At 67.5% G+C, this 25,996-nt stretch carries 21 protein-coding genes; 18 read left to right on the top strand and 3 right to left on the bottom strand.

What is annotated here, in order from left to right; all coding sequences use genetic code 11:
• Nucleotides 1–112 precede the first annotated feature (112 nt).
• From QFZ83_RS13480 to QFZ83_RS13465, 4 genes are read left to right on the top strand one after another with little or no spacing between them, the layout of a single operon-like run.
• Complete coding sequence (locus QFZ83_RS13480; protein ID WP_307507156.1) at nt 113–787, top strand: DUF3348 domain-containing protein; 675 nt, start codon at nt 113–115, stop codon at nt 785–787.
• A gap of 9 nt (nt 788–796) precedes the next feature.
• A complete protein-coding gene (locus QFZ83_RS13475; RefSeq protein ID WP_307507153.1) occupies nt 797–2,896 on the top strand; it encodes a DUF802 domain-containing protein in 2,100 nt (699 codons plus the stop codon).
• Nucleotides 2,896–3,543 (top strand): OmpA family protein, encoded by a 648-nt coding sequence (locus tag QFZ83_RS13470; protein ID WP_306879503.1) that lies wholly within the window; start codon nt 2,896–2,898, stop codon nt 3,541–3,543. The genes QFZ83_RS13475 and QFZ83_RS13470 overlap by 1 nt, the downstream gene beginning before the upstream one ends.
• Nucleotides 3,536–4,147, top strand: a complete 612-nt coding sequence (locus QFZ83_RS13465; RefSeq protein WP_307507150.1) for a DUF2894 domain-containing protein — start codon at nt 3,536–3,538, stop codon at nt 4,145–4,147. The genes QFZ83_RS13470 and QFZ83_RS13465 overlap by 8 nt, the downstream gene beginning before the upstream one ends.
• 9 nt (nt 4,148–4,156) lie before the next feature.
• Here QFZ83_RS13465 and QFZ83_RS13460 read toward each other — a convergent pair whose 3' ends face one another.
• Nucleotides 4,157–5,452, bottom strand: a complete 1,296-nt coding sequence (locus QFZ83_RS13460) for an MFS transporter (protein ID WP_013541556.1) — start codon at nt 5,450–5,452, stop codon at nt 4,157–4,159.
• Between the two features lie 80 nt (nt 5,453–5,532).
• Nucleotides 5,533–7,410, bottom strand: a complete 1,878-nt coding sequence (locus QFZ83_RS13455; protein ID WP_307507147.1) for a M48 family metallopeptidase — start codon at nt 7,408–7,410, stop codon at nt 5,533–5,535.
• 281 nt (nt 7,411–7,691) lie between these two features.
• Between QFZ83_RS13455 and QFZ83_RS13450 the strand changes: the two genes are divergently transcribed.
• The 9 genes from QFZ83_RS13450 (at nt 7,692) to QFZ83_RS13410 (ending at nt 18,401) form a co-directional block, all read left to right on the top strand.
• Nucleotides 7,692–8,549, top strand: coding sequence for a CmcJ/NvfI family oxidoreductase (locus tag QFZ83_RS13450; RefSeq protein WP_307507144.1), 858 nt, complete (start codon nt 7,692–7,694; stop codon nt 8,547–8,549).
• A 132-nt stretch (nt 8,550–8,681) separates the two neighbouring features.
• Nucleotides 8,682–9,896 carry a multidrug effflux MFS transporter gene (locus QFZ83_RS13445; protein WP_307507140.1) on the top strand — a complete coding sequence of 405 codons (1,215 nt, stop codon included), beginning with the start codon at nt 8,682–8,684 and terminating at the stop codon, nt 9,894–9,896.
• Between the two features lie 92 nt (nt 9,897–9,988).
• Complete coding sequence (locus tag QFZ83_RS13440; protein ID WP_307512705.1) at nt 9,989–11,344, top strand: MFS transporter; 1,356 nt, start codon at nt 9,989–9,991, stop codon at nt 11,342–11,344.
• 20 nt (nt 11,345–11,364) lie between these two features.
• Nucleotides 11,365–12,009 carry a paraquat-inducible protein A gene (locus tag QFZ83_RS13435; RefSeq protein ID WP_307507138.1) on the top strand — a complete coding sequence of 215 codons (645 nt, stop codon included), beginning with the start codon at nt 11,365–11,367 and terminating at the stop codon, nt 12,007–12,009.
• On the top strand, nt 12,006–12,734 hold the full coding sequence (locus QFZ83_RS13430; RefSeq protein ID WP_013541550.1) for a paraquat-inducible protein A: 729 nt from the start codon (nt 12,006–12,008) through the stop codon (nt 12,732–12,734). The genes QFZ83_RS13435 and QFZ83_RS13430 overlap by 4 nt, the downstream gene beginning before the upstream one ends.
• The gene (locus QFZ83_RS13425; RefSeq protein WP_307507128.1) at nt 12,731–14,389 is read left to right on the top strand and encodes an intermembrane transport protein PqiB; all 1,659 of its coding nucleotides are present in this window, start codon (nt 12,731–12,733) and stop codon (nt 14,387–14,389) included. The genes QFZ83_RS13430 and QFZ83_RS13425 overlap by 4 nt, the downstream gene beginning before the upstream one ends.
• The gene (locus QFZ83_RS13420) at nt 14,386–15,027 is read left to right on the top strand and encodes a membrane integrity-associated transporter subunit PqiC (protein WP_307507125.1); all 642 of its coding nucleotides are present in this window, start codon (nt 14,386–14,388) and stop codon (nt 15,025–15,027) included. Before QFZ83_RS13425 ends, QFZ83_RS13420 begins: the two co-directional genes overlap by 4 nt.
• A gap of 158 nt (nt 15,028–15,185) precedes the next feature.
• A complete protein-coding gene (locus QFZ83_RS13415; RefSeq protein WP_307507122.1) occupies nt 15,186–16,790 on the top strand; it encodes an MFS transporter in 1,605 nt (534 codons plus the stop codon).
• A 177-nt stretch (nt 16,791–16,967) separates the two neighbouring features.
• Complete coding sequence (locus QFZ83_RS13410; RefSeq protein WP_307507119.1) at nt 16,968–18,401, top strand: PAN domain-containing protein; 1,434 nt, start codon at nt 16,968–16,970, stop codon at nt 18,399–18,401.
• Nucleotides 18,402–18,558: 157 nt separating this feature from the next.
• Here the strand turns inward: QFZ83_RS13410 and QFZ83_RS13405 are convergent, their stop codons facing one another.
• Entirely contained in the window at nt 18,559–19,071 is a 513-nt protein-coding gene (locus QFZ83_RS13405) for an HD domain-containing protein (RefSeq protein ID WP_307507116.1), read from the bottom strand.
• A 198-nt stretch (nt 19,072–19,269) separates the two neighbouring features.
• On the opposite strand from QFZ83_RS13405, the gene QFZ83_RS13400 reads away from it, so the two are divergent.
• The 5 genes from QFZ83_RS13400 (at nt 19,270) to QFZ83_RS13380 (ending at nt 25,902) form a co-directional block, all read left to right on the top strand.
• Entirely contained in the window at nt 19,270–20,310 is a 1,041-nt protein-coding gene (locus QFZ83_RS13400) for a LacI family DNA-binding transcriptional regulator (RefSeq protein ID WP_307507113.1), read from the top strand.
• 15 nt (nt 20,311–20,325) lie between these two features.
• Entirely contained in the window at nt 20,326–21,318 is a 993-nt protein-coding gene (locus tag QFZ83_RS13395) for a D-isomer specific 2-hydroxyacid dehydrogenase family protein (protein ID WP_307507111.1), read from the top strand.
• Nucleotides 21,319–21,642: 324 nt separating this feature from the next.
• The gene (locus QFZ83_RS13390) at nt 21,643–22,158 is read left to right on the top strand and encodes an RNA polymerase sigma factor (protein ID WP_013541542.1); all 516 of its coding nucleotides are present in this window, start codon (nt 21,643–21,645) and stop codon (nt 22,156–22,158) included.
• Nucleotides 22,159–22,276: 118 nt separating this feature from the next.
• On the top strand, nt 22,277–23,341 hold the full coding sequence (locus QFZ83_RS13385) for a FecR domain-containing protein (RefSeq protein WP_307507108.1): 1,065 nt from the start codon (nt 22,277–22,279) through the stop codon (nt 23,339–23,341).
• A gap of 116 nt (nt 23,342–23,457) precedes the next feature.
• Nucleotides 23,458–25,902, top strand: a complete 2,445-nt coding sequence (locus QFZ83_RS13380; RefSeq protein ID WP_307507105.1) for a TonB-dependent siderophore receptor — start codon at nt 23,458–23,460, stop codon at nt 25,900–25,902.
• Nucleotides 25,903–25,996 lie beyond the last annotated feature (94 nt).

Here is a 25,996-nt window from a genome sequence, read left to right as displayed (position 1 = left end):
CCGCCTTTTGCGCGCTACAAGATGTCACGCAAAAGGCGCTTTGGCCAGGGCGCGACCGGCCGGTCAGCAGGGGGCGGCAGTGTAGACTGCCAGGTTTTTCCAAGTGGCGGTAATGGTGCAAGTGTCAAGGCGCACAGGCTTCACCGGCTCGGCGCTGATTCGCTTGCTCGCTCGATTGACCGACATCGAAGTTCCCGAGCCCAAACAGGCTTTCGCGGATCGATTGAGTCAATGGCTCGGCTGGACCGATGCCATTTCCCTTTCTGCAGCGTTGAACGGCGGCCTGGCTGCGTCGTCTTCTGGCGCGCGTGCGGCCGGCAACCCCGAAGCACGCGAATGCGAGCGGGTGCGGACCGCGATGACCAACGCCATCGCAGAAGACATGCACAGCGCCTCCAGGGACAACACGACCGACTTTGCGGCCTACCGCCGGCGCTACCACGCCAGGCAGCAGGCCATGCAGACGAGCATCGGCCCCTTGCGCGGCCGCCTGCGTTCGACGCTGGCGACGCGCTCGCCCGACATGGCGCGGCTGGCGGCGGTGGATGTGGTGATGGAGCAGGTGTTGAGCGCGCAGGAGCATCGGCTGCTGGGGAGCATCCCGGCGATGCTCGAGAAGCATTTCAAGCGCCTCGGCCAAGCCGATGCCAACCTCGCCGACAGCGACGCCGAGCCCGGCGCATGGCTGCCCGTGTTCCGCAAGGACATGCACGACGTGCTGCTTGCCGAGATGGAAATCCGATTTCAACCCGTCGAAGGGCTGCTCGAAGCCCTTCGCGCGAGCTAACCAGAGTTCATGACCCAACTTCTTCATCGCATCGTTTTCGTCGTCGGCCTGGCCGCAGTCTGTTGGGTCGGCATCGGCTACATCGGCTCGAACCCGCTGGCGCTGGCGGTTACCGTGCTCATCGGGGCGTTCTATGTGGTCGGCGCGCTGGAGCTGCACCGCTTCGGGCAGGCGACCACAACGCTGACCACCGCCGTTGCAGACATGACCGGCCCGCCGGCCAGCTTGGGCGAATGGCTCGACAAGCTGCATCCGTCGCTGCGCAACGCGGTGCGCCTGCGCATCGAGGGCGAGCGCGTCGGCTTGCCCGGCCCGAGTCTCACGCCGTATCTCGCGGGCTTGCTCGTTCTGCTGGGCATGCTCGGCACCTTCCTCGGCATGGTGGTCACGCTGAACGGCACGGGCACGGCGCTGGAGAGCGCGTCGGACCTGCAAGCCATGCGCGCCTCGCTGGCCGCGCCGGTCAAGGGGCTGGGCGTGGCCTTCGGCACCTCGCTCGCGGGCGTGGCCACGTCGGCGACGCTGGGCCTTCTGTCGGCCCTGAGCCGGCGCGACAGGATGCAGGCCGGGCAACTGCTCGACACGCGGATTGCCACCACCTTGCGCGTCTTCTCGCAGGCGCATCAGCGCGAGGAGTCCTTCAAGCTGCTGCAACGGCAGGGCGAGGCGATGCCTGTACTGGTCGACCGCCTGCAATCGATGATGGCGACGATGGAGCGCCAGAGCCAGGCTCTGAACGAGCGCCTGATTTCCAGCCAGGACAGCTTCCACGGCAAGGCCGAGGCCGTGTACGCGGGCCTGGCTTCTTCCGTCGGCCAATCGCTGAAGGAAGGTCTCGCCGACAGCGCCCGCATCGCCGGCGCGACGATCCAGCCGGTGGTCGAAGCCACCATGGCCGGCATCGCACGCGAGACGGCCGCGCTGCACGCCACGGTCGAGCAGGGCGTGCAGCGGCAACTGGACGGCCTTTCCACCCGCTTCGAGGCCAACACCACCACCGTGGCGGACATCTGGAAGACCGCGCTCGCCGGTCAGCAACGCGCGAGCGAGGCGCAAGCCAAGGATCTGCGCGCCACGCTCGACCAGTTCACGCAGACCTTCGAGCAACGCTCGGCTTCGCTGGTGGACGGCGTTTCCGCCCGCCTCGAAACCACGGTCGAGCGCGTGTCCGACAACTGGCGCAGCGCGCTCGCGCAGCACGAACGCGCGAGCGAAACCCTCTCGGGCGACACGCAACGCGCATTGACGGCCGCCGCAGCCACTTTCGAACAGCACTCGGCATCGCTGCTGAACACGGTGGGCCAGGCGCACACCGACCTGCAGGCCGAGATGGCATCGCGCGACCAGCAGCGGCTGGCATCCTGGACACAGGCGCTCGAAGCGATGGCCGTGTCGCTCCAGCAGGAATGGCAGCAGGCAGGCGCGCGCAGCGAAACCCAGCAGCAGGAAATCTGCAAGACGCTCGCACAGACCGCCAGCGACATCTCCGCCCAGAGCGAAGCGCACGCGAAGAGCACCATCGCCGAAATCGGCCAGCTCATGCAGGCCGCCTCCGAGGCGCCGCGCGCCGCGGCTGAAGTCATCGCCGAACTCCGCCAGAAGCTGTCCGACAGCATGGCGCGCGACAACGCGATGCTCGACGAGCGCAGCCGCATCCTCGGCACGCTGGAAACGCTGCTCGATGCGGTGAACCACGCCTCCACCGAACAGCGCAGCGCCATCGACGCGCTCGTGGCCACGTCGGCGGACCTGCTCGACCGCGTCGGCACGCGCTTCACCGACAAGGTCGACACCGAAACAGGAAAGATGGCCGACGTGGCCGCGCAGATCACCGGCAGCGCCGTCGAGGTCGCGAGCCTGGGCGAGGCCTTCGGCTTCGCGGTGAAGCTCTTCACCGAATCGAACGACAAGATGAGCGCGCACCTGCAGCGCATCGAAGCCGCGTTGGGCAAATCGATCGCACGCAGTGACGAGCAGCTGGCGTACTACGTGGCGCAGGCCCGCGAGGTCATCGATCTCAGCATCTCGTCGCAGAAGCAGATCGTCGAAGACCTGCAGCAGCTCGCCGCGCAACGCGATCACCGCGCAGTGGCGAGCAGCGAAGCGTGATGACCGAGGACATCGACGCCGGCACCGAGGCCTCGGTCCCGGTATGGGCCGTCTTCGGCGACCTGATGTCGGGTTTGCTGGGTGCCTTCGTGCTGATCCTGGTCTGCGTGATCGGCATGCAGCTCGAACTCGCGACCAAGCTCGAAGCCGAGGTCAAGCAGCGCAAGGTCGAGGCCGAACGCTTGCAGACGCTCGAACAGGCGCTGGCCGGCCCGCTCGCTGCGGGCCGCGTGACGCTGGACAACGGGCGCATCGGCATCAGCGGCAGCGTGCTGTTCGCGTTGAATTCCGCGGAGCTGCAGCCCGAAGGCCGGCAACTGCTCAAGAGCCTGGCCGCGCCGCTCGCCGCCTACCTGCAGGCCCGCAACGAGATGCTGATGGTGAGCGGCTTCACCGATGACCGGCAGGTGCGCGGCGGCAACCGGCAGTTTGCGGACAACTGGGAGCTCTCGGCCCAACGCGCGTTGACGGTGACACGGGCGCTGATCGAGGAGGGCATTCCGTCTTCTTCCGTCTTCGCGGCCGCATTCGGCGCCGAACAGGCTGTGGCGTCGAACGCCGATGCCGATGGCCGTTCGAAGAATCGGCGCGTGGAAATGGCGCCCACGCCGAAGCGTTCGGACGTGAAGACGAAGCCACGTGAGTAGCAGCGACGAAGCCGACGGAATCGACGCAACGCTCGGCGCATGGCGCGAGCGCGGGGCGCATCGCCTCGACCCGGTCCGTTTTCACTTCATCGAGACGCTGGCCAGGCGGGCCGCTGAATACAGCGGCGAAGCCCGGCGCATCCTGGACGAGCGGGTGTCCACGCTGCTTGCGGCCTATGGCGAGGATCTCGAGAAAGCTTCGGGCGCCGAAATTGCCGCGGCCGCAAGACAAGCTTCACGCGGCCCGCTCGCGGAACTGACCAACCACCTCGCGCAACACGGATCGTCCGAGCGGATGGACCCGGCAACCAACGAACTGAAGGTCCTCCCGTTCTTCCGGAGCACCTGGTCGAAGCTCAGCGCCGAACGGCGGCTGATGCAGTCGCTGGCGAAGCTGCCGCAGAACGCCGGCCCGCTGAATTCGCACAACCTCGTGCACCAATCGCTCACGCTGATGCGCGAGTTGTCGCCCGAGTACCTCAACAAGTTCGTGTCGTATGTCGACGCGTTGCTGTGGGTCGATCAGGCGAATGCGCCGGCGAGCAACGATGCTGCGCCGCGCGCCGAGGGCGGCAAGAAGACGGCGCGCAGCAAGTCCGCCTGACGACTCGACTCAGGCCTGCCCAGACGCCGCCTGCTCCGCCCGCGCGTCGTGCCCGATGACCAGCACCAGCACGAACCCCAGCGCTGCGAGCAGCGCCAGAAAAAGCACGGCGTAGAAATCGTTCCCCATGCGGTCCTTCAGCGCGCCGAAGATCGTCGGGCCGATGTAGCCGCCGAGGTTGCCGATGGAGTTGATCCACGCGATGCCGGCCGCGGCCGCGGTGCCGCTCAGGATGGCGGTGGGCAGCGTCCAGAACATCGGCAGCGCGCTGAAGATGCCGAAGGCGGCGAGCGTCACGGCCGCCATCTTGGGGATGGGCGCGCTGGTTTCCGCGGCCGCGACGAGGCCGACGAAGATGCAGGCCAGCGGGATCAACAGGAACCACTTGCGCTCCTTCTTCGCATCGGACGCACGGGTCCAGAACACCATGGCGATGGCGCCGATCAGGTACGGGAAGGCGTTGATGAAGCCGATCTCCACGTTGCCCAGCCCGCCGAAGCCCTTGATGATCTGCGGCAGGAAAAAGCTCAGGCCATAGAGCGGCACCGTGATGCCCATGTAGACGAAACCCAGGCCGATCACGCGCGGATTCAGCAGCGCCTGCTTCCATGAAATGGTGTGGAGCGCTTCGCGGTTGCGGCGCTCGCCGTCGAGCGTGTGCTGCAGCCAGTCGCGCTCTTCATTCGAGAGCCACTTCGCATCCTTCGGGCCATCGGGCAGGTAGAACAGGATGAAGAAGGTCAGGATCAGCGAGGGAATCGCCTCGAGGATGAAGAGCCACTGCCAGCCGTGCATGCCGCCGATGCCGTCCATGTTGAGGATGTAGCCCGAGATGGGCGAGCCGATGACGGTGGAGATCGGAATCGCGAACATGAACCAGCCCACGATGCGTGCGCGGTACGCCGCCGGAAACCACAGCGTGATGTAGAAGATGACGCCCGGAAAGAAACCGGCCTCGGCAATGCCGAGCAAGAAGCGCACGACGTTGAAGCTGGTCGAGCCGCCCACCCAGGCCTGCGCCGCGGAAAGAATGCCCCAACTGAACATGATGCGGGCGATCCAGCGGCGCGCGCCGAAGCGCTCCAGCGCCATGTTGCTCGGCACCTCGAACAGGAAATACGCGAGGAAGAAGATGCCGGCCGCGCTGCCGAAAACGGCGGCGGTGAAGCCCAGGTCTTTCGACATCGCGGACCCGGCAAAGCCGAGGTTCACGCGATCGAGGTAGGCGATGAAGTAGCTGATCATCAGAAGCGGCAAGAGCCGCCAGCTGATCTTCGAGATGGTTCTCTGTTCGACGGGGTTCACGGTGTGTACGTCTCCTGTTATGTGAAGGTTTTTGTGGAGCCTGTCCGGTGACAGGTGAAGGAAAGAAAAGGAAAGGATGCTCAGGACGCGGGGTCGTTTTCTCCTTCCTTTTCTTCTTTCTGCTGCGCCCTCATGACCTGGTGGCGTTGCCAGTAGTGGCCGACGGCGCCCCTGAAGTTGTCTTTCTGCTTGCCGAGGCCCGCCACCTTGACCTTGGTGGTGCGCGCGCCCAGCATGGCCTTGTCGTGGTGCGTGACGATCAGCGTGTCGCCGAAGCTGCCGTCCTTGTAGGTGAGGCCCTTCACCTCGTCCCATGCGATGGTCGAGCCGCCGTCCGCGCTCGGGTGGAGGCCGGCGTAGTCGACCACGATGCGCTCGTTGTTCTTCAGCGCGAATTCGAGCGGCGGAAAGTGCCGCAGCACCACGATGCGCTCTTCCTCCGTGGCGGGTTCGTAGCGGTAGGCGAGGGCCAGTTCGTGGTTTTGCACGAAGCGCTGCTCGTACTCGCTCCACAGGCGCTGCTCGATGGCAGGCGCCGTCTCGATCTCGTCGGCCCAGGTGGCCTCGGGCGGGGTCGCGACGATGGCGCCGTACACGCTCTCGGGCACATGGTGATCGACGTTGCGCATGCGTTCGAGCAGCGGCGGATGGCTGTCGTAGGGGTGGGGCACGTCGGCGGTTTTCATCGTCTCGATGAACGCCTCGGAACTCGCATAGGGCGGCAGTCCGTCGGCCACGAAGCGGGCGATGCCCAGTGCGCCGTCGTGCTGGCGGTTCTGCGCGAAGAGCTTTTGCTCGACGTCGTTGCGGTAGCTCGCGTAGGCCGAGATCTTGATCAGCGACTGGACGATGGCGCTCGGCGCCGTGAGGCTCGCGGACACGCGGTCAGCCTTGTACTCGCGCTCGCGGCTGTCGCGCGCCAGGGCGAACTCGAAAATCATGCGGTAGAGGCGCAGCAGGTAGTGCGCCACGATGGTGAGGCCGCCGCTGCGCATCTTCCAGGTGTACTGGTCGAACTGCCGCAGCTTCGGCCCGAGCGCCGCGCTGCTGCGGGTGTCGCCGCCGCCCAGGTGGGCCAGCTCGTGGGCCAGCACCGCATCGGCCTCGGACTGGTCGAGCACGCGCAGGAGCGGAAGGCTCACGAACAGCGTGCGGCCGTTCAAGGCACGGCCGCTGACTTCGATGGGCGCTTCGGTCACGAAGAAGTTGGTGTCGATGCCGGCAACGATCTGGTCGGGCGGCGCCGTCTTCACGCGGCCCGCGAGCTGGCGGATGCGCTCCCACAGGCGCGGCGCATCGGCCTCCACGATGAGTTCGCCGTCGATCGCGTTGACCGAAGGCAGCTTCTTGAAGAGCGTGTACACCGCATAGAACACGGCCGCCGCGGCCGCGATGCCCGCAATGGCGATCAGCTTGACGTAATAGCTGTGCCAGAAGAAAGCGGTGAGCCAGAACGAGAGCCACACCAGCATCGCGCTCTGCAGCACGACCTCGACGGCGCTCGATACCGTCATGAGCCGCCAGCCCGCGACGAAGCTCGCGTAGCGCAGGCCCCGATTCGCGAAGGCCAGCGCGCCGAGCACGAGCGCCGCCGTGAGCAGCGCCGCGCCGAGCGCCAGCGTCCAGAGGGCGGCGCGGTCGGCCCAGTGGAACTGCCACTGCATCGAGTAGGGGCTGCACACCTTGTCGTGGAAGTTCTTGTCTTCCGGCGCGGTGGCGTCGCAGGCCTTGGAGAGCGGATGGCTGCGGTAGAACGCGGTGGCCTCCGCCTTGTCGGCGGCGTTGAGGCGGGCATCGGTGTTGATGCGGTTCTCGATCGACTGCAGGAACTCGGCGTCTTGCGAGCGCAGTGCGTATTCGGTGAAGACCAGCGTCGCCGCCGGGATGGCGAAGAGCGACACGAGGGTCAGAAGAAACACGCGAAGCAGATCGGCGTGGATCGTGCGGGCGAAGGCCATGGGTAACTCCTCCAGGAAAGCAATTGCTGTGAGTTGTTGTGGAAGCGGTCCGGGAAGCCGATAGGGTAGCCGCCGTTTGCGTAACGGCGAAATTCCGGGATGCGTCAAGCGCGCGCGTGTGCCAACCAGCCAACGAATATGGTTATCGCCTTTGCATCGTTCCGCGCCGCCGGACGCGGGTATAGCCTTCATCGACGAACTGCCGGCGATCTCTCGCCATGAGTGGGGGGCGGAGACGCAACCGCAGCCCTTTTCAAGAACGTTTTCTGGAGTCATGCCGCATGGGCACTGGATCGAATGGCCAACTGGTGGCCTCCACGCTTTCCTCGGTGGAAGCGGAGCTCAACTACCTGAAGGCGGGGCAGGGCAGGCCGGTGAGCTACACCTTCGAGCCGCCGCCCGGCGTGCCGTGGGTGACGGGGGAATTGGAGCCGCGCCGCGTTGCCATTCGCGATGGCCGTCCGCTCGTGGCGCTGCACGAACTCTCGCTCGACCGCAGCGGCTTCACGCAGATCTCGCACCGCAGCGTGGTGGCCGACTTCTCGCATGACGCGACCATCCGCGACATCTACTACCGCGAAGCCGAGGCGCTGCTGCGCGACGTGACCGGCGCCGAGAAGATCGTCGTCTTCGAGCACACGCTGCGCGACAGCGCGCAGGGCTCGCGCCGCACGGCCGAGCTGCGCGAACCGGTGCGGCGCGTGCATAACGACCAGACCTTCGCCTCCGCGCCGCGCCGCGTGAGCGACCACCTGCCGCCCGATGAAGCGGAGGAGCGCCTGAAGCACCGCTTCGCCATCATCAACCTGTGGCGCCCGCTGGCCACGGTGGAGCGACTGCCCCTAGCTGTGTGCGACGCGCGCTCCATCGCACGCGAGGACATGGTGCCGAGCGACCTGGTCTACCCCGACAGGGTGGGCGAGACCTACTCCTTCACCTGGAACCCCAGGCACCAGTGGTACTGGTTCCCGCGGCTGCGGCCCGACGAGGCGCTACTCCTGAAGATCTACGACTCGCGCGAGGACGGCACCGCGCGCTTCACCGCGCACACCGCGTTCGAAGACCCGACCGGCGCACCCGAAGCGCCGGCACGCCGGAGCATCGAACTGCGGGCGCTGGTGTTCTGGCCGGCCGCCTGAATACCAAGTTCGTACGCCGCACCGGCCGCGGCTTGCCAGCCGATTCTTTGTACTGAATTAGCGCCGGCGCGCGGCCACGGGCGCTCGACCCCACGCCTGCGCCGATCGCCTCGCTTGGCGACAATCGGGGCAATGCGTTCTTCCCCTTTCTTCAAGATGGCCCTGCTGCTGGGCCTGCTCTCGGCCATCGGCCCCTTCGCCATCGACATGTACCTGCCCGCGCTGCCCGCCATCGGGCAGAGCCTGCGCGCCGATATCGGCGCGGTGCAGATGAGCCTCACGGCGTTCTTTCTTTCGCTGGGCGCGGGCCAGTTGCTCTACGGACCGATCTCCGACATGGTCGGGCGCAAGCCGCCGCTGTACGCCGGGCTGGTGCTCTTTGCCTTGGCCAGCGTGGGCTGCGCATTGGCCACCGACATCCAGACGCTGATCGCGCTGCGCTTCATCCAGGGCCTGGGCGCCGCGGCCGGCATGGCGATTCCGCGTGCCATCGTGCGCGACCTGCACACCGGCACCGACGCGGCACGGCTGATGTCGCTCTTGATGCTGGTGTTCAGCGTCTCGCCGATCCTCGCGCCGCTCGCGGGCAGCGCGGTCATCGCCGTGGCGGGCTGGCGCGGCGTGTTCTGGGCGGTGACCATCGCCGCGGTGGCGGGCCTGGTGATGATGGTCAAGCTGCTCGATGAAACCCGGCCCGCCTCGGAGCGCGTCGAGAGCAGCCTGGGCAGCGCGCTCTCGGCCTACTGGCTGCTGCTGCGCGACTGGCACTACCTCGGGCTGGTGTTCATCGGCAGCTTCGCGATGGCGGGCTTCTTCACCTACCTGGCCAATTCGTCGTTCGTGATGATCGACCACTACGGCCTCTCACCCGCGCTCTACAGCGTGGCCTTCGGCGTGAACGCGGCCGCCTTCATCGGCGCCTCGCAGTTCACCGGCTCGCTCGGCGAGCGCTACGGGCTGGTCAACCTCGTGAAGTTCGGCGTGGTGTGCTGCGGCGCGGCGATGGTCGCGATGTTCATCTACTTCGCGATGGGCGGCGACAGCATCTGGGTGCTCATCGTCCTGTACTTCATCGCCTCGGGCTTCATGGGCTTGGTGATTCCAACCACCGGCGTGCTGGCGCTCGAGATGCATGGCGCCATCGCGGGCACCGCGTCGGCGCTGCTCGGCACGCTGCAGATGCTGACGGGCGCGCTGGCGATGGCGCTGGTGGGCCTCTTCACCGATGGCCGGCCGTTGCCGATGGTGGCGGGCATGGCCGCAGGTGCACTCATCGCGCTGGTGCTGACCTGGCTCACACTGGGCGGCGTGCGCTCCGAACCCACACGAAGGACGCAGGAAGCGTGAGCTCGATACACCCCGGCGCCGCGCTCGCGGCCGCCACAGAAGGCGCACCCAAGCCCATCGACGGCCTGGACTCGCCCGCACGCGGCTGGGCCATGCTGGTCATCATCCTCGGGCTGATCGTGGCGGTGCTCGACGGCACCATCGTCAACCTCGCGCTGCCCGGCATCGCGCGCGAACTGCAGGCTAGCCCTTCGCAGGCAATCTGGGTGGTCAACGCCTACCAGATCGCCACGCTGGTCATGCTGCTGCCGCTGGCCTCGCTCGGCGACCTCGTGGGCTACCGGCGCGTGTACCTCGTGGGCATGGCGGTGTTCGCGCTGTCGTCGCTGGCCGCGACCTTCGCCAATTCGCTCGGCACGCTGATCGCGGCGCGCGCCTTCCAGGGGTTGGGCGCGGCGGGGATCATGAGCGTCAATGCGGCGTTGGTGCGGCTCACGTACCCGTCGTCGCAACTGGGCAAGGGCATGGCGATCAACTCGCTGGTGGTCGCCACGTCGTCCGTGGCGGGGCCTTCGGTGGCCGCGGCGATTCTCTCGGTGGCTTCGTGGCCCTGGCTCTTCGCGATCAACGTGCCGCTGGGCATCGTCACCTTCGCGCTCGGCATGAAGGCGCTGCCGTTCAACCGCGTGGCACCGGCGGCGGGGCTGCGCTTCTCGCCCATCGACGTGACGCTCAACGTGCTGATGTTCTCGCTGGTGTTCCTGGGTGTGGACCGGCTGGGCGTGCGCGAAGGCGGGGTGGAGGGCGGTGGCTCGCACTGGTCCGCCTGGGCTATCCTGCTGGCCGGACTGGCGGTGGGCTTCGTGTACCTCCGGCGCCAGCGCACGCAGGCGGTGCCGCTTTTTCCCATCGACCTGCTGCGCATTCCGGTGTTCGCGCTGTCCATGGGCACTTCGGTGGCCGCGTTCTGCGCGCAGATGCTGGCTTACATCGCGCTGCCGTTCCTGCTGCTGGACGTGTACGGCCGCAGCCACATCGAGGCGGGCTTGCTCATCACCGCGTGGCCGCTGGCCATCGTGGTGATGGCGCCCATCGCGGGGAAGCTGATCGGCAAATATCCGGACGGGCTGCTCGGCGGCATCGGTCTCGGCCTTTTGGCTGCGGGCCTCGCGTTGCTGGCGGCGCTGCCGGCGCATCCGGGCAATGCCGACATCGCCTGGCGCATGGCGTTGTGCGGGCTGGGCTTCGGACTGTTCCAGTCGCCCAACAACCACACCATCGTCAGCTCTCCGCCCGCGCACCGAAGCGGTGCGGCCAGCGGCATGCTGGGCACGGCGCGGCTCACGGGCCAGACCCTCGGCGCGGTGGTGCTGGCAGGGGTTTTCAGCGTCTGGAGCCCGCACGGCGGGCACGGCCCGGTGGTGGCGCTGGTGCTGGCCGCCTGCTGTGCGGCGGTGGCGGCGGTTTTCAGCAGCCTGCGGTTGAAGACGACAAAGCCGCAGCACTGAATAGGGTAGGGTACGGCCCCATGAAGGAAGTACCCGACACCGTGGTCTGCCCGGGCTGCGACGCGGTCTACACTCGCGCGCCCCTGAAGCCGCGCGACGTGGCCCGCTGCCCGCGCTGCGGCACCGAGCTGGACAGGCACCCCGGCTCGCAGCAGCAGCGCATCCTGCCGCTGACGGTGGCGAGCCTGATCATGTTCGCCATCGCCAACCTGTTTCCCATCGTCGAGATCGAGCTGCGCGGCCTGCGCAGCCAGACCACGCTGGCCGGCGCGGTGGTGGTGCTGGCGGGCGAGGGCATGTCGGTGGTGGCGCTGCTGGTGCTGGCAACGACCATTCTTTTTCCGCTGCTGCAGCTGTGCATCCTTGCGTACCTGCTGATTCCGCTGCGCCGCGAGCACCGGCCGCTGGGCTTCGCGATGCTGGTGCGCATGATGCAGTCGCTGCGCCCCTGGGGAATGATCGAGGTGTTCCTGCTCGGCGTGCTGGTGGCCATCGTCAAGCTCTCCAGCATGGCGACCGTGGTGCCGGGGCCGGCGCTGTGGGCCTTCATGGCACTCACGGTCACGCTGACGGCGGTGCTGTCGTTCAACCCGGGTGCCTTCTGGGAAATGACTTTCCGCGCCGCCGGTGATGAAGACAAGAAGCGGGAGGAGGCTTCCGCATGAAGTTCCTCCCTTTCCGCAGGTCGCGCGAAGCGAAGCCGGTGCATCAGGAGGTCGAACACGATCCCGACGCCCCGGTCGCGACTGCCGCGTCGCTCGGTCTCATGGCCTGCCCGCACTGCGCAGCCGTGTGGCAAGGCGCACAAGAGGGCGATGCCTGCGGCCGCTGCGGCACGCACCTGCATACGCGGAAGCCCCAGAGCCTTACGCGCACCTGGGCCTTCTTGATCGCGGCTTGCATCATGTACATCCCGGCCAATCTGCTGCCGGTGATGATCACGCGCACGCTGTTCGGCGCGCAGTACGACACCATCCTGAGCGGGGTGATCTATTTCTGGGTGTCGGGTGCCTACGGGCTGGCCGCCATCGTCTTCATCGCGAGCTTTCTGGTGCCGCTGTTCAAGCTGGCGGTGCTCTTCCTGCTTGTGGTGATGGCCCAGCGCGCGAGCACCTGGCGCCAGCACGAGCGGGCAAAGCTGTATCACATCATCGAGATCATCGGCCGCTGGTCGATGCTCGATGTGTTCGTGGTGTCGCTGCTGACCGGGCTGGTGCAGATCCAGGGCTTTGCGGTGATTACCGCGGGCGTGGGCATCGCGGCCTTCGGCTCGGTGGTGGTGCTGACCATGCTGGCTTCGCTGAGCTTCGATCCGAAGCTCACCTGGGACAGCAAGGAGGCGCAGGCGATGCAAGAGAGTTTCGAGAACAGGGAAGAACAAACAGCATGAGTGAAGAAGATCCGCAACCGCAAGGCGGCAAACCGGCACCGTCCGCGCCCCCCTTGCCGAAACCCCAGGTCAAGCGCCGCCGCGATTGGCTGCCCTCGCTGATCTGGCTGATTCCCATCGTGGCAGCGCTGGTCGGCGTGACGCTGGTGGCGCGCATCCTGCTGGAGCGCGGCCCCGAGATCGTGCTCACCTTCAAGACCGCCGAGGGCCTGGAAGCCGGCAAGACCGCCGTGAAATACAAGGACGTGCAGATCGGTCTCGTGCAGAGCCTGCGCCTCGCGCGCGACCGCTCGCACGTGCGCGTGCTGGTGCAGCTCAACAAGGACGCCGAGAGCTTCACTTCCGACGATTCGCGCTTCTGGGTCGTGCGGCCGCGCCTCGACACCTCGGGCATCTCGGGCCTGGGCACCTTGCTGTCGGGCGCCTACATCGGCGCCGATGCCGGCGTGTCGAAGGAAACCGCTGGCGAATTCAAGGGCCTGGAGGCGCCGCCCATCGTCACGCGCGACGACTCGGGCCAGCAGTTCTTGCTGCGCGCCACCGACATCGGTTCGCTCGATGTGGGCTCGCCCGTGTACTTCCGCCGCATCAAGGTCGGGCAGGTCGCCGCATACGAGCTCGACGGCGACGGCCGCGGCGTCACGCTGCGGGTGTTCGTCAACGCGCCTTACGACAAGTTCGTGGGCGTCAACACCCGCTTCTGGCAGGCGAGCGGCATCGATGCGCAGCTGAGCGCGAGCGGCTTCACGCTGCGCACCCAGTCGCTCGCGACCATCCTTCTCGGCGGCATCGCCTTCCAGGCGCCCGACGACGCGATGGGTCCGCTGGCCAAGGAGAACACCGCCTTCATGCTGGCGCAGGACGAAGTGGCGGCCATGAAGGAGCCCGACGGCCCGTCGCAGACGCTGCTCATGTACTTCAACCAGTCGCTGCGCGGCCTCGTGCCCGGCGCGCCGGTGGACTTTCGCGGCGTGGTGATCGGCGAGGTCAAGTCGATCGGCGTGGAGTTCGACCGTGCCGAGCGTGAGTTCCGCATGCCGGTGCTGGTGCAGATCTACCCCGACCGCCTGCGCCGCCGCGAGACCGGGCAGCCGCAGGGCACCGAATCGCGCGCCACGCAGCAGGAGCGCCTGCGCTTCCTGGCCGAGAAGGGCCTGCGTGCGCAACTGCGCAACGGCAACCTGCTGACCGGCTCGGTGTACGTGGCGCTCGACTTCTTCCCGAAGGCGCCGCCCGTGAAGATCGACCTCGCGAAGAACCCGATCGAGCTGCCCACGGTGGCCAACAGCCTCGACGAGATCCAGTCGCAGGTGCAGGAAATCGCGAGCAAGCTCAACAAGGTGCCCTACGAGCAGATCGCGGCGGACGTGCGCACCACGCTCGCCACGCTCAACAAGACGCTCACCAGCGCCGAGCAGACCGTGACCCGCATCAACAACGACGTGACGCCCGAGCTGGCCGCGGCCATGAAGGATGTGCGCAAGACCGTCAACACGGCCGAGCGCACCCTGGCCGACGATTCGCCGTTGCAACAGGACATGCGCCAGACGCTGCGGGAACTGACCCGAGCCGCGGGCTCGGTGCGCGTACTGACCGACTACCTGGAGCGCCATCCCGAGTCGCTGCTGCGCGGCAAACCGGACGACAAGAAATGATGAGCAAGACCTTTGCATTCGGAAAACCTGCGCTGATCGTTGCAGCGGCGCTGTTGGCATTGGCCGGCTGCGCGAGCAAGCCCGACAAGTACTACACGCTCGCCAGCCCGGTTGCGGCCGCCGATGCGGCGCCTTCGACGCTGGGCAGCCCCGCGCCGCTCTACATCGAGCTCGCGCCCGTGTCGGTGCCCGAGCGCTTCGCGCGGCCGCAGATGGTGGTGCGCCAGCCGGGCGGCAGCGTGCAGGTCGAGGTGCTCGAGCAGCACCGCTGGGCCTCGTCGTTCGAGAACGAGCTGCGCGATGCGCTGTCCGGCAACATCTCCGCGCGGCTGGGTGCGCTCGACGTAACCAAGGGCGGACGCCAGACCTCGCAGCCGGTCTGGCGCGTCGCGGTGCAGTTGCAGCAGTTCGATGCGGTCGATGGCGGGCGCGTCGATGCGAGCTTCAGCTGGACGCTGCGCCGCTCCGACGAAGCGCGCACGGTGGTGTGCCAGTTGAACGTCGGAGAGGCGGTCGCCGGCGGCATGGACGCGGTGGCGCAGGGCGCGCAGCGCGTGACGGCCGCTGCTGCCGCTGCGATGGCGCGCAGCGTGAGCGCGGCGCGCGCGAATCCGGCCTCTACGGCATGCGCGCTCTGATCCTTTTTCTTTCTCCCTCCCCTCCCGGGGGAGGGCCGGGGTGGGGGCACGCGGCCCTCGACCAGGCGCTGCGACATTGCAAGCGCCGCTTGCCCCCATCCCAACCTTCCCCCGGAAGGGGAAGGGGCAAGACCGGAACCCGATAGATCGGAGGCCCCATGGCACAGATCGGCAAGGCGCCCTGCGACGACAAGCTGATCCTGCATGGCGCCAGGGCGGAAGAAAGCGCCTGCCCCGAGCGCTCCAAACCTTGGGTGCTCGCCGCGGCCATCGTCGGCTCCAGCATGGCCTTCATCGACGGCACGGTGGTCAACGTCGCGCTGCCGGCCATCCAGGCCGACCTGAACGCCACGGCCTTCCAGGCGCAGTGGGTGGTCGAGTCCTATGCCTTGCTGCTGGCGGCGCTGCTGCTGGTGGGCGGCGCGCTCGGCGACCACTACGGCCGCCGCCGCATCTTCGCCATCGGCGTCGGCATCTTCGCGCTCTCCTCGGTGGCCTGCGGGCTGGCGGCCGATGTGCACCAGCTCATCGCCGCACGCGCCGTGCAGGGCGTCGGCGGGGCGTTGCTGGTGCCCGGCAGCCTGGCGCTCATCAGCGCGGCATTTCCCGAGAAGGAACGCGGCAAAGCGATCGGCACCTGGTCGGGCTTCAGCGGCATCACGGCCGCCGTGGGGCCGGTGCTCGGCGGCTTCCTGGTCGACCACTTTTCCTGGACCTGGGCCTTCTACATCAACGTGCCGATGGCGCTGCTGGTGCTGTGGATCACCTGGCGCCACGTGCCCGAGAGCCACGGCGCATCGGCCAGCGGCGGGCTCGATGTGTGGGGCGCGCTGCTCGCCACCGCCGGGTTGGGCGGCGTGGTCTATGCCTTCATCGAGGCGCCCACACAGGGCTGGCATTCGCCGTACGTGCTCGCGGCGCTGGCCGTCGGCATCGTGGGCAGCGCGGGCTTCATCGCGGTCGAGCGCAAGGCGCGCTCGCCGATGCTGCCGCTGGGCCTGCTGCGCATCGGTAACTTCAGCGGCGCGAACCTGCTGACCCTGCTGCTCTATGCGGCCCTGGGCGGCGGGCTGTATTTCTTCCCGCTCAACATGATCCAGGTGCAGGGCTACTCGGCCACTGCGGCGGGCGCGGCGCTGCTGCCGTTCATCTTCATCATGTTCGCGCTCTCGGGCTGGGCCGGGCAATTGGTCGACCGCTTCGGGCCGCGGCTGCCACTGGTCATCGGGCCGAGCATTGCGGCGGTGGGCTTCGTGCTGTTCGCGGTGCCGGGCATCAGTGCGAGCTACTGGACTGGCTTTTTGCCCGCGGTCGTAGTGCTGGGCCTCGGCATGGCGGTGACGGTCGCGCCGCTCACCACCACCGTCATGAACGCGGTCGGACCCGATCTCGCGGGCGTGGCTTCGGGTGTCAACAATGCGGTGTCGCGCGCGGCGGCGGTGCTGGCGATCGCCGTGTTCGGCGCGGTCATGGCCTGGGCCTTCGATGCCGCGCTGGCCGATGGCTTGCGCAAGATGGGCGCCTCGGCCGAGGTGTCGAGATTCCTCGAAGGCGAGCGCAGCAAGCTCGCCGGCGCGGTGATGCCGCCGGGCGTCGATGCGGCCACAGCGGCGTCGGTGAAGCGCGCCGTGGCCGAATCGTTCGTGGCGGGTTTCCGCTGGGTGATGCTGCTGAGCGCGGGGCTGGCCGTGCTCAGTGCGTTGAGCGCGTGGCTGATGATCGGCAAGGGACCTGCCGCGCAGCGCGCCGACGAAAAACCATAGGCCAAGCACACGCCGATGACAGCCCGACGTATAGGCCCACTCAATACGACACCGAAGATTTTTGAATTGGATCGATAGCAGGCGTCAGTGATTTACTCCGCCCGGAGTTGCAGGAGCCACGCGAAAAAGCGGGCAACACGGGATTCATCCAACGTTCACGCGATGAGGAGACATCACATGAAGCCATCGATCCGCGCCGGCCTGGCGTGCCTGTTCACAGCGCTCGCCGGCCATGCCGCCGCAGCATCGCTCGACGCGTTCACGCAGTCGCCGAACGCCGCGATTTCGGGCTACAACGTCGAGAACCTGGCGCAGTCCACGCCCGAGATGTGCGCGACGGCCTGCCTGTCCGCACCGCGCGCCACCTGGTGCGTTTCGTTCGACTTCAACAAGACCAACCAGAGCTGCGACTTGAGCGACAAGCAGGCGGCCGACGTCGGTGGCCTGAAGACCGATTACCCCGGCAACCCCTACGACCACTACAGCCTGAAGCCCGATCCGCTGAAGGCGTTCACACGCACGCCCGATGCGGCGATCAGCGGCCACAACACCGAGACCCTGCAGGCCGTGACGCCCGCGGACTGCGCCACCGCCTGCACCGACGCGAGCCGCGCCGCATGGTGCAAGTCCTTCGACTACCACAAGACCCCGCAGCGCTGCGACCTCAGCGACAAGCGCGCGAGCGATGTCGGCGGCCTGAAGACCGACTACGCCGGCAACCCTTACGACCACTACGCGCTGATCGCGGGCGAGGGCATTCCCAACCCCGTGCCGGGCAACAAGCACGTGCTCCTGATCGGTATCGACGGCCTGCGCGGCGACGCGATCCAGTGCCAGGGCTGCGTGCAGACGCCCGCGATGTCGGCGCTGCTCGCGGGCGGTGCCTTCCACGGCAACGTGTTGGCGGGCGGCACCAAGCAGGCGACCGTGAGCGGCCCCGGCTGGTCTTCGGTATTCACCGGCTTCTGGGCCGACAAGCACGGCGTGACCTCGAACGACACCGGCCTGCCGCTGAAGAAGATGCATGTGTTCGACCTCATCAAGCAAGCCTGGCCCACGGCCACGACGGCGGTGGTCGGCGACTGGTTCAACATCACCCACAACCTGCGCCCCGCCAAGGCCGACTTCGTCGTCGCCAACGCGGCCAAGAATTCGCAGCAGGCGACCGATGCGGTCAAGGGTTGGCTCGGTTGGAAGAACCCGCCGACGGCCATCTTCTATTACCTGCACAACGTCGACATCCACGCGCCGAGCTACGACTCGCTGAACGCCAACTACCAGAGCAAGATCGCCGGCGAAGACCAGCAGATTGCGCAAGTGCTCGCCGCACTCACAGCACGCCCGAACTACGCGAACGAAGAGTGGCTGATCGTCGTGACCTCCGACCACGGCGGCACCGGCAGCGGCCATGGCGGGCAGACAGCGGCGGAGCGCGACACCTTGCTCATCCTGAACAACAACTACGCGAACCCGCTCAAGCCCAGCTATTGCCAGGGCAACCTCAGCGCGACCGCGATGCTGCAGGTGGACGGCACGACGCCGCACATCCTGGATTTCATGGGCCTGCCCAACGCGACAGAAGGGCACAAGCATCCAAGCTGCGGGCAGTGATCAGAGCACCGGTGGCTCAGCCCATCACCGACAGCGCGCCCAAGTGCGCAGGGCATCGGGTGCTCCCCGCAGCGAAATCAAGGAGGAGGGCGAAGCCCGGGGGACATTCGCGGAGGGGAGTACCCGGTGGCCTGCGCACGCCGCCCCGAACAGGCCCCTAAGACGCCGGCCACTCCAACAGAAGCTGATCGAGTTCGAGCCACAAGGGATCGCACTGCCCCTTGCGAAACGCAGCAGCACGAAACGTCGGGTGCTCCCCCCTATACGTGTCCCAAAGCTGTCGATGCCCATCGGCCACGCAGGCCCGCACATTCGCGAGCCGATCCGCCGCCTTGACCACCAGCGCGAGTTCTTCATCGCCCGTCACCTCTGCCATCGCCGCATAGGTCTTGGCCTTGCGCTCCTTGCGGTTGGCGCCGGGCGCATCGGTCAATAGCGACACGCACCGGGCCACCAGGTCGCCGAAGCGCGATTGCACATCCGACACCGTGGCGTCGGTGTCCTCCACCACGTCGTGCAGGTAGCCGACGACCCGCGCCTTCTCGCCATAGGGCTGGAGCAGGGCGACCACCGCGTCCAGGTGGTGAACGTAGGGATGCGCGCCGTATTTCTGGTCGCCATGCATGGCGATGGCGTAGGTGCGCGCGGCTTCGGGTGTCGATGGGGTCATGGGGCATCCGTCCGATGGTTTTTTCCATTCTGCCTTCGCAGCCATCCGGCACCCGGGGGGCGAAAGGCAGCGTCCGGCCGATGTCGAGGCACCCGGCCATTTTGTTCGTTACCCTCGTGGTTCTGGTGCCCGTGCCGGCGTTCTCCACCTGGCGGCCGACGCGCATGGGCTTGCGACGATGAAAACTGGAAGGATTCCGTGAGCAGAATCACCGATGTGGCCCGGAGGGCGGGCGTGTCGACCAGCACCGTGTCGAACGTGCTGAACGGACGCAGCGAACGCATGGCCGCCGAGACGCTGGCCCGCGTCGAGGCAGCGATCCGCGATCTCAAGTACCGGCCCAACACCTCGGCGCGGCAGCTCAAGACGGGCCACACGCCCTTGCTCGGCGTTCTGGTGCCGTCGATGGCCAACCCGATGTACGGCTTCATCGCGCGCGAGATCGAGGCGATGGCACAGGGGCGCTACGGCTTCCGCATCATGATCGGCAACACCTACCGCGATGCCGAGAAGGAAAAGCATTTCTTCGAGGACCTGATGGCGCACGGCGTGCGCGGCGTGATCATCATCTCGTCGATGGTCGACGAGCAGCACGTGGAAGCCGCCGCCGAGCGTGGGCTGGTGGCGGTGAGCTACGACCGCCGCGCCACGCCGGGGGTGCCCTCCGTCATCGATCACGTGACGGTCGACAACTTCGAGTCGCTGCGCATCGCCACCTCGCACCTGATCGAACAGGGCCATCGGCGGCTGGCTTTCGTCACGCCGTCCGGCCGCACGATGAGCCGGAACGAGAAGATCAGGGGGTTTCTCGCCGCGGCGAAGAGCGCAGGCCTGGAAGGCAGCGCGCGGGTTGTCGAGAGCCTCCCGGTCGACGAATACGGCGATTCGATGATGAGCGAGCTGGGCCGCATGCAGGCCCGCCTGCTCGCGAAATCGCCCGATCGCCCCACCGGCGTGATCGGCGTGAACGATCTGCTGGCCTTCGGTCTGATGGCTGGGTTTCGCGATGAGGGCCTCTCGGTGCCGGAGGACGTGTCGGTCATGGGGATCGACAACGTGTTTCTCTCCACGCTCATGTACCCCGCGATGACCTCGGTGCGCGTGCCGGTGCCCGAGATGGCGCAGGTGATGGTCGAGCGGGTGATGAGCCGGCTGGCCGATGCGTCGCTTCCGACGCAGGAGTTCGTCTTTGCGCCCACGCTGGTGGCGCGCGACTCGGTGGTGCCGCCGCGTGCCTAGCAAGGTTCTTTTTTCATGACCAGGGTTTTCGTCAGCCATCCGCAGAGCAAGCTCGCCCCCTATTTCGGCGACCGTGCCATCGCCGCATTGCAGGCCATTGCGCAGGTGCGCTTCAACCCGACGGACCACGAACTCTCCTCTGGCGAACTCGCCGGGCTTGCGCAAGGCTGCGACGCCATCATTTCGTACCGCCAGACGGTGGGCGACGAGGAGCTGTTCGCCGCGCTGCCCGACCTGAAAGCGTTCGTGCGCTGCGCCATCGACATCCGCAACATCGACGTGGCCTCGGCCAGCCGGCACGGCGTGCTTGTGACGCAGGCAAGCGCGGGGTTCATCGCGTCGGTGTCGGAGTGGGTCGTGGGCGTGATGATCGACCTGGGGCGCCACATCAGCGCCTCGACGGCGCTGTATCACGCGGGCCAGCCGGTCGTGCCGGCGATGGGGCGCGAGCTTCGCGGCAGCACGCTGGGCGTGATCGGGTACGGGCAGATCAGCCGCTATCTCTGCGACGTAGGGCTGGCGCTGGGCATGCACATCGTTGTGCACGACCCGTATGCGTCGATCGAACGCCCCGGGCTCGAACAGGTCGCGCTCGATGCGCTTCTCGCGCGGTCCGACTTCGTGGTCTGTCTCGCGCCCGCCACCGAGGCCACCGAGAACCTGATGAACGCTGCCGCCTTCGCCGCGATGCGGCCGCAAGCTTTTTTCATCAATGCCTCGCGCGGCGACCTCGTGGACGAGGACGCGCTCCTCGCCGCGCTGGACGCTGGCACCATCGCCGGCTGCGCGCTCGACGTGGGCCGCGCGCCCGACCAGATGCCGTCGCCGCGCGTGGCCGCGCATCCGCGGGTGATTGCCACGCCGCACATCGGCGGACTCACGCCGCCGGCTGTCGAGCATCAAGCGATGGAAACGGTGGGCCAGTTGGGCGAGCTGTTCCAGGGGCGGGTGCCGAAGGGCGCCGTCAACGCGGCCGAGGCCTGGCGCTGGCGGAAAGCCTTCGGCTGATCGTTCCGTTCATCACCCAACCACTCGAAAAGCCCGAGGCAGTGCGGCTGCACGACCTGCTGGTCTCGTGGGCCACATGAGCGCAGGAGGAGGGGTAGCCAGCGCCCGCCCCGTCCGGCAAGCGGAATGCCTACCCTTGGAGCAGGTGAGCTGCCTTGAAAACTGCACTGCTGACGCCGCCGGCGTGCACTCCTACCTGGACTGCCACGGCGAGGCGTGATAATCGGCGCCTCCCGTTTTCTGAATCGCCTCAGGTAAGCCACGCCATGTCGAAGCCAACCTGCCCCTGGACTTCGACCGACCGTTTTCGGTCGTGCTGCGCCTGTGTTCGAACGCTATTACCGCGAACTGCTGAGCTTTCTTTCCCGAAAGGTGTCCGACCGCGCCACCGCGGCCGACCTGGCGCAGGAAAGCTACGTGCGCGTGTACGAGGCGCAGCGCACCGGCAGCGTGGTGCGCGACCCGCGTGCGCTGCTCTACCGCACGGCCCGCAACCTCGTCACCGACCACCACCGCCGCACCGGCGTGCGTGCCGATTTCGACGGGCCCGGTTCTTCGGAAGAGGGCGCGGTTGAGCTCGACGATTGCATCGGCCCTTCGACCTTCGAGCCCGACACCATCCTGTCTTCCGGCCAAGGGCTGGCGGCCATGGTCGCCACCATCGACAGGCTGCCGCCGCGCTGCCGCGAAGCCTTCGTGCTCTACAAGTTCGACGGGCTGTCGTATGCCGAGGTCGCCGAGCGCATGGGCATTTCCGTGCGCACGGTCGAGATGCAGTTGCGCATCGCGATGCAGGCCTGCTGGACATGCCTGGACGAAGTGAACGGGGCCCCGCGATGAACCGCAAACCACCAACACAAGAGGAGCGAACGCGCGAGCGACGCGGTGCACCCACGATGCCCACTACAGGGTTTTGCACCGCTCGCGCGTCTACTTCACCAGGAGAGCTCCCCGAGCCATGACCCCATCGCTGCCACCGTCCGAAGAAGCATTGCGCCTGCGCGAGGAGGTGATCGACTGGTTCGTCCACCGCCGGAGCGCGAACTGGAATTCGCGCGACGAGCGTCTTTTCCAGGACTGGATCGACGCGGACCCGAAGCACGCCGATGCCTACCGCCAGTGGGAATCGCGTTGGCAGGCCTTCGATGCGATTGCGCCGGAAACCGTCGCGGGCTGGCGCGAGGGCTTCGCTGGAAACGGGGCCGCCACTGCGCCGGTCCCCACGCGGCGCGGCTTCCTGAAGCCCGCGTTGGCGCTGGCCGCGGCGGGCGTGGTCGCCGGCGGCAGCTATCTGGGATGGAGCCATCAGCAGGCCCAGCCCGTGTTCGCGCAGGCTTTCGCCACCCAGCGCGGGCAGCAACTCGAGGTGCCGCTGCCCGATGGCAGCGTGCTGCGGCTGGACACCGCCACGCGGCTGGAGGTGCGCTACTTTCGCCAGCGGCGCGAGGTCCGGCTGATCGACGGGCAGGCCGTCTTCACGGTGCAATCGGATGCGCAGCGTCCCTTCGATGTGCTGGCGGGGCCGCTGCAGGTCCGGGTGGTCGGCACGCGGTTCGCGGTGCGCTACACGCCGACCATGGTGGGCGCAGAGGGTGCGCGGGTGTCGGTGGAGCAGGGCAGGGTGCGGGTCGCGCGGATGGACCGGGCCCCCGAGGGCAACTGGGTGGAACCAGCGCCGGAGGCCGATCCGCAGGGCGCCGTCTTCCTCACCGCCGGCCAGCAGGTGCAAAGCGATACACAGGGCGCGCTGGCCTCCGTGTCGGCCGTTCCGGGTGACGGCATCGCGCCCTGGCGCGAGCACCGGCTGAGCTTCGTCGACACGCCCCTTGCGCGCGCGCTGGCCGAACTCGAGCGCTACGGCAGCACCGGTCTCGTGGTGCGCGACCCTGCCGTGGCCGCGCTGCGCCTGAGCGGCACCTTCGACCCGCGGGACGCGCGCACGCTGCGGCGCGCGCTGCCGAGCGCCTTGCCCGTGCGGCTCTGGGGCGACGGACCGGTCGCCGAGATCGTCGCCGCGCCTTGACCGGTGGGCCCGGAAACCTTCAGGCAAAAAATATTTCGCCGGGGATACGGTATTTCCGGCGGTTCGTGCGTCAGCCAGATAGGAACCATTTGTATTCACCTACCTGGAAGACGTTGATGAACCGCTTGATGAAGATGACGCCGGCACCGCTGGCGCTGGCCGTTGCGCTCGCCCTGGCGAGTGCGCCGCTGCGCGCGCAGACCCAAGGGGGTCAGGGAGGCCAGGGCGCACCGCAGCAGATCCGCATTGCCGCCCAGCCGCTGGCCGAGGCCCTGAACGACTGGGCCCGGCAGACGCGCATCCAGCTGGTGGTGCAGCAAAGCCTAGTGGCCGGCAAGACCGCGCCCGCCATCTCCGGCAGCCTGACGCCCCGCGCGGCGCTCGACCGTCTGCTTGCCGGCAGCGGGCTGGTCGCCGCGATGGAAGGCAATGCGGCTGTGGTCAAGACCGCGCCGGCGGCACCTGCGGCTTCGGGCACTTCGACGCTTCCGGCGGTCACGGTGGTGGCCGATGGAGAGGAAAGCGCCACGGGCCGCGTGCAGGGCTACGTGGCCAAGCGCAGCGCTACGGCCACCAAGACCGACACGCCGATCATCGAGACGCCCCAGTCGCTCACGGTCATCACGGCCGACCGCATGGAAGCGATGGGCGCGACGACGCTGAAGGACGCATTGAGCTACACGCCGGGCGTGGCCATCACCACCTTCGGCGCCGACTCGCGCTACGACTGGCTCACGCTGCGCGGCTTCGATGCCTATGCGCCGGGCTTCTACCTCGATGGCCTGCCGCTGCGCAACAACGGCAACTGGGGCGTCTGGCGGACCGAGAACTACGGCGCCGAACGCATCGAACTGCTGCGCGGCCCGGCCTCGGTGCTGTATGGGCAGGCCAGCCCGGGCGGCGTGGTCAACGTGGTCAGCAAGCGGCCCACGGCGGAGCCGCTGCGGGAGCTGCAGGTGCAACTGGGCGATCACAACCGCAAGCAGGTCGCGGGAGATTTCTCGGGGCCACTGGACGCCGATGGCAACGTGCTCTATCGCGTGGTCGGCCTCGTGCGCGATGCCGAACTGCCCGCAGAGAACATGCCCGATCGTCGCTTCTACCTGGCACCCTCATTGACCTGGCGCATCTCGGGAGACACCAAGCTGACGCTGCTCGCGCAGGTCGATCGCACGCGTGCCGGCGTCTACAACCGCATCCAGCCGCAGGTCGGATCGGTGTTCCAGACCGCGATCGGCACGCGCATTCCGGCCTCGCTTCTGACCGGGGACCCCAACTACGACCGCTTCCACAGCGACCAGTGGATGGTGGGCTACGAGTTCGAGCACCGTCTCAACAACACCGTCACGCTGCGCCAGAACGCCCGCTACGGTGAACTGAAGGTCGACTACGCCGGCGTCTGGCCCAACCGTCGCCTCACCACGGTGGACGCGAAGAACCCGCTGAACCCGGCCAACTTCATGCTGCTGGGCCGCTATCCCACCGGCAGCCGGGAGCAGGTCTCGTCCTTCAGCATCGACAACCAGATGCAGGTCGATCTGCGCGCGGGCGACTGGCAGCACAAGCTCTTGATCGGCCTGGACTACCAGCGCAATCGCATCGACCAGTACAGCTTTTCCACCGGCACGGCACCGTCGATCAACATCTACGCGCCGGTGTACGCCGGACCGATCGTGGAAGGGGCGCCGTGGATGAATGCCGACATGCGGCTCGCCCAGACCGGGCTCTACATCCAGGACCAGATCAAGTGGGGCGACCGTTGGTCGCTGACGCTGGGCGGCCGCTACGACAGCGCCAGCAACGACACCTTCGACCGGCTGCAAGGCAAGAGCACGCAGATCTCGCAGCACAAGTTCACCAGCCGCGCGGGCCTGGTCTACGTGATGCCGAACGGTTGGGCGCCCTACCTGAGCTACTCGGAGTCCTTCGCGCCGACCGGGCTCTTCGATCCGGTCACGCGCGATCCGTTCAAGCCTGAAACGGGCCGCCAATACGAGGCCGGCATTCGCTACCAGCCGCCGGAAGGCAAGCAGAGCTACAGCGCGGCCATCTTCGACCTGCGGCGCCAGAACTACATCACCTACGGCACGGGAGGCGCTGCGCCCAAGCAGACAGGCGAGATCTCGGTGCGCGGCCTGGAGCTCGAAGCCATGGCGGAGCTCGCGCCGCGGCTGAACGTCACCGCGTCGTACGACTACACGCCGCGCGCCATGGTCACGGCCAGCGCCAACCCGGGCGAGATCGGCAAGCAGGCGAATGCGGTGCCGCGGCACCGGATGTCGGTCTGGGCGAACTACCGGTTCGTCAACGGCGTGAAGGTCGGCCTGGGCGCCCGCTACACGGGCACCAGCCACGGCGACGGAGAAAAGATCGCGCCGACCAAGGTGCCCGCCGCCACGGTGTTCGACGCCATGATCGGCTACGACCTCGAGCGCTGGAGCCTGGCGCTGAATCTGCGCAATATCGCCAACAAGGACTTCATCGCCAATTGCGACCAGTACGGCAAGTGCTACTACGGCGCGCCGCGCTCGATGGTGGCGACGGCGACGTACCGCTGGTAGGTCCGTACAAGTCCTCAGCGCGCTGCGCGGCAGCGGCTGAGGGCGCATGGAAACGTCTTTCTGACAGGGACCGCGCGGGTTGACAACGGTCCGC

The organism is Variovorax sp. W1I1 (genome assembly GCF_030815625.1).
Taxonomy (GTDB): Bacteria; Pseudomonadota; Gammaproteobacteria; order Burkholderiales; family Burkholderiaceae_C; genus Variovorax; species Variovorax paradoxus_C.
Note: the sequence above shows the minus strand (reverse complement) of the source record. Positions and strands in the feature narration are given on the sequence as shown.

Bases quoted from the DNA above. Each gene is read 5' to 3' on its own strand.
- QFZ83_RS13405 (WP_307507116.1), bottom strand. From the start codon at position 19,071: ATGACCCCATCGACACCCGAAGCCGCGCGCACCTACGCCATCGCCATG.
- QFZ83_RS13415 (WP_307507122.1), top strand. From the start codon at position 15,186: ATGGCACAGATCGGCAAGGCGCCCTGCGACGACAAGCTGATCCTGCAT.
- QFZ83_RS13430 (WP_013541550.1), top strand. From the start codon at position 12,006: ATGAAGTTCCTCCCTTTCCGCAGGTCGCGCGAAGCGAAGCCGGTGCAT.
- QFZ83_RS13445 (WP_307507140.1), top strand. From the start codon at position 8,682: ATGCGTTCTTCCCCTTTCTTCAAGATGGCCCTGCTGCTGGGCCTGCTC.
- QFZ83_RS13470 (WP_306879503.1), top strand. From the start codon at position 2,896: ATGACCGAGGACATCGACGCCGGCACCGAGGCCTCGGTCCCGGTATGG.
- QFZ83_RS13380 (WP_307507105.1), top strand. From the start codon at position 23,458: ATGAACCGCTTGATGAAGATGACGCCGGCACCGCTGGCGCTGGCCGTT.
- QFZ83_RS13475 (WP_307507153.1), top strand. From the start codon at position 797: ATGACCCAACTTCTTCATCGCATCGTTTTCGTCGTCGGCCTGGCCGCA.
- QFZ83_RS13410 (WP_307507119.1), top strand. From the start codon at position 16,968: ATGAAGCCATCGATCCGCGCCGGCCTGGCGTGCCTGTTCACAGCGCTC.
- QFZ83_RS13420 (WP_307507125.1), top strand. From the start codon at position 14,386: ATGATGAGCAAGACCTTTGCATTCGGAAAACCTGCGCTGATCGTTGCA.
- QFZ83_RS13480 (WP_307507156.1), top strand. From the start codon at position 113: ATGGTGCAAGTGTCAAGGCGCACAGGCTTCACCGGCTCGGCGCTGATT.
- QFZ83_RS13455 (WP_307507147.1), bottom strand. From the start codon at position 7,410: ATGGCCTTCGCCCGCACGATCCACGCCGATCTGCTTCGCGTGTTTCTT.
- QFZ83_RS13440 (WP_307512705.1), top strand. From the start codon at position 9,989: ATGCTGGTCATCATCCTCGGGCTGATCGTGGCGGTGCTCGACGGCACC.
- QFZ83_RS13425 (WP_307507128.1), top strand. From the start codon at position 12,731: ATGAGTGAAGAAGATCCGCAACCGCAAGGCGGCAAACCGGCACCGTCC.
- QFZ83_RS13395 (WP_307507111.1), top strand. From the start codon at position 20,326: ATGACCAGGGTTTTCGTCAGCCATCCGCAGAGCAAGCTCGCCCCCTAT.
- QFZ83_RS13385 (WP_307507108.1), top strand. From the start codon at position 22,277: ATGACCCCATCGCTGCCACCGTCCGAAGAAGCATTGCGCCTGCGCGAG.
- QFZ83_RS13435 (WP_307507138.1), top strand. From the start codon at position 11,365: ATGAAGGAAGTACCCGACACCGTGGTCTGCCCGGGCTGCGACGCGGTC.
- QFZ83_RS13450 (WP_307507144.1), top strand. From the start codon at position 7,692: ATGGGCACTGGATCGAATGGCCAACTGGTGGCCTCCACGCTTTCCTCG.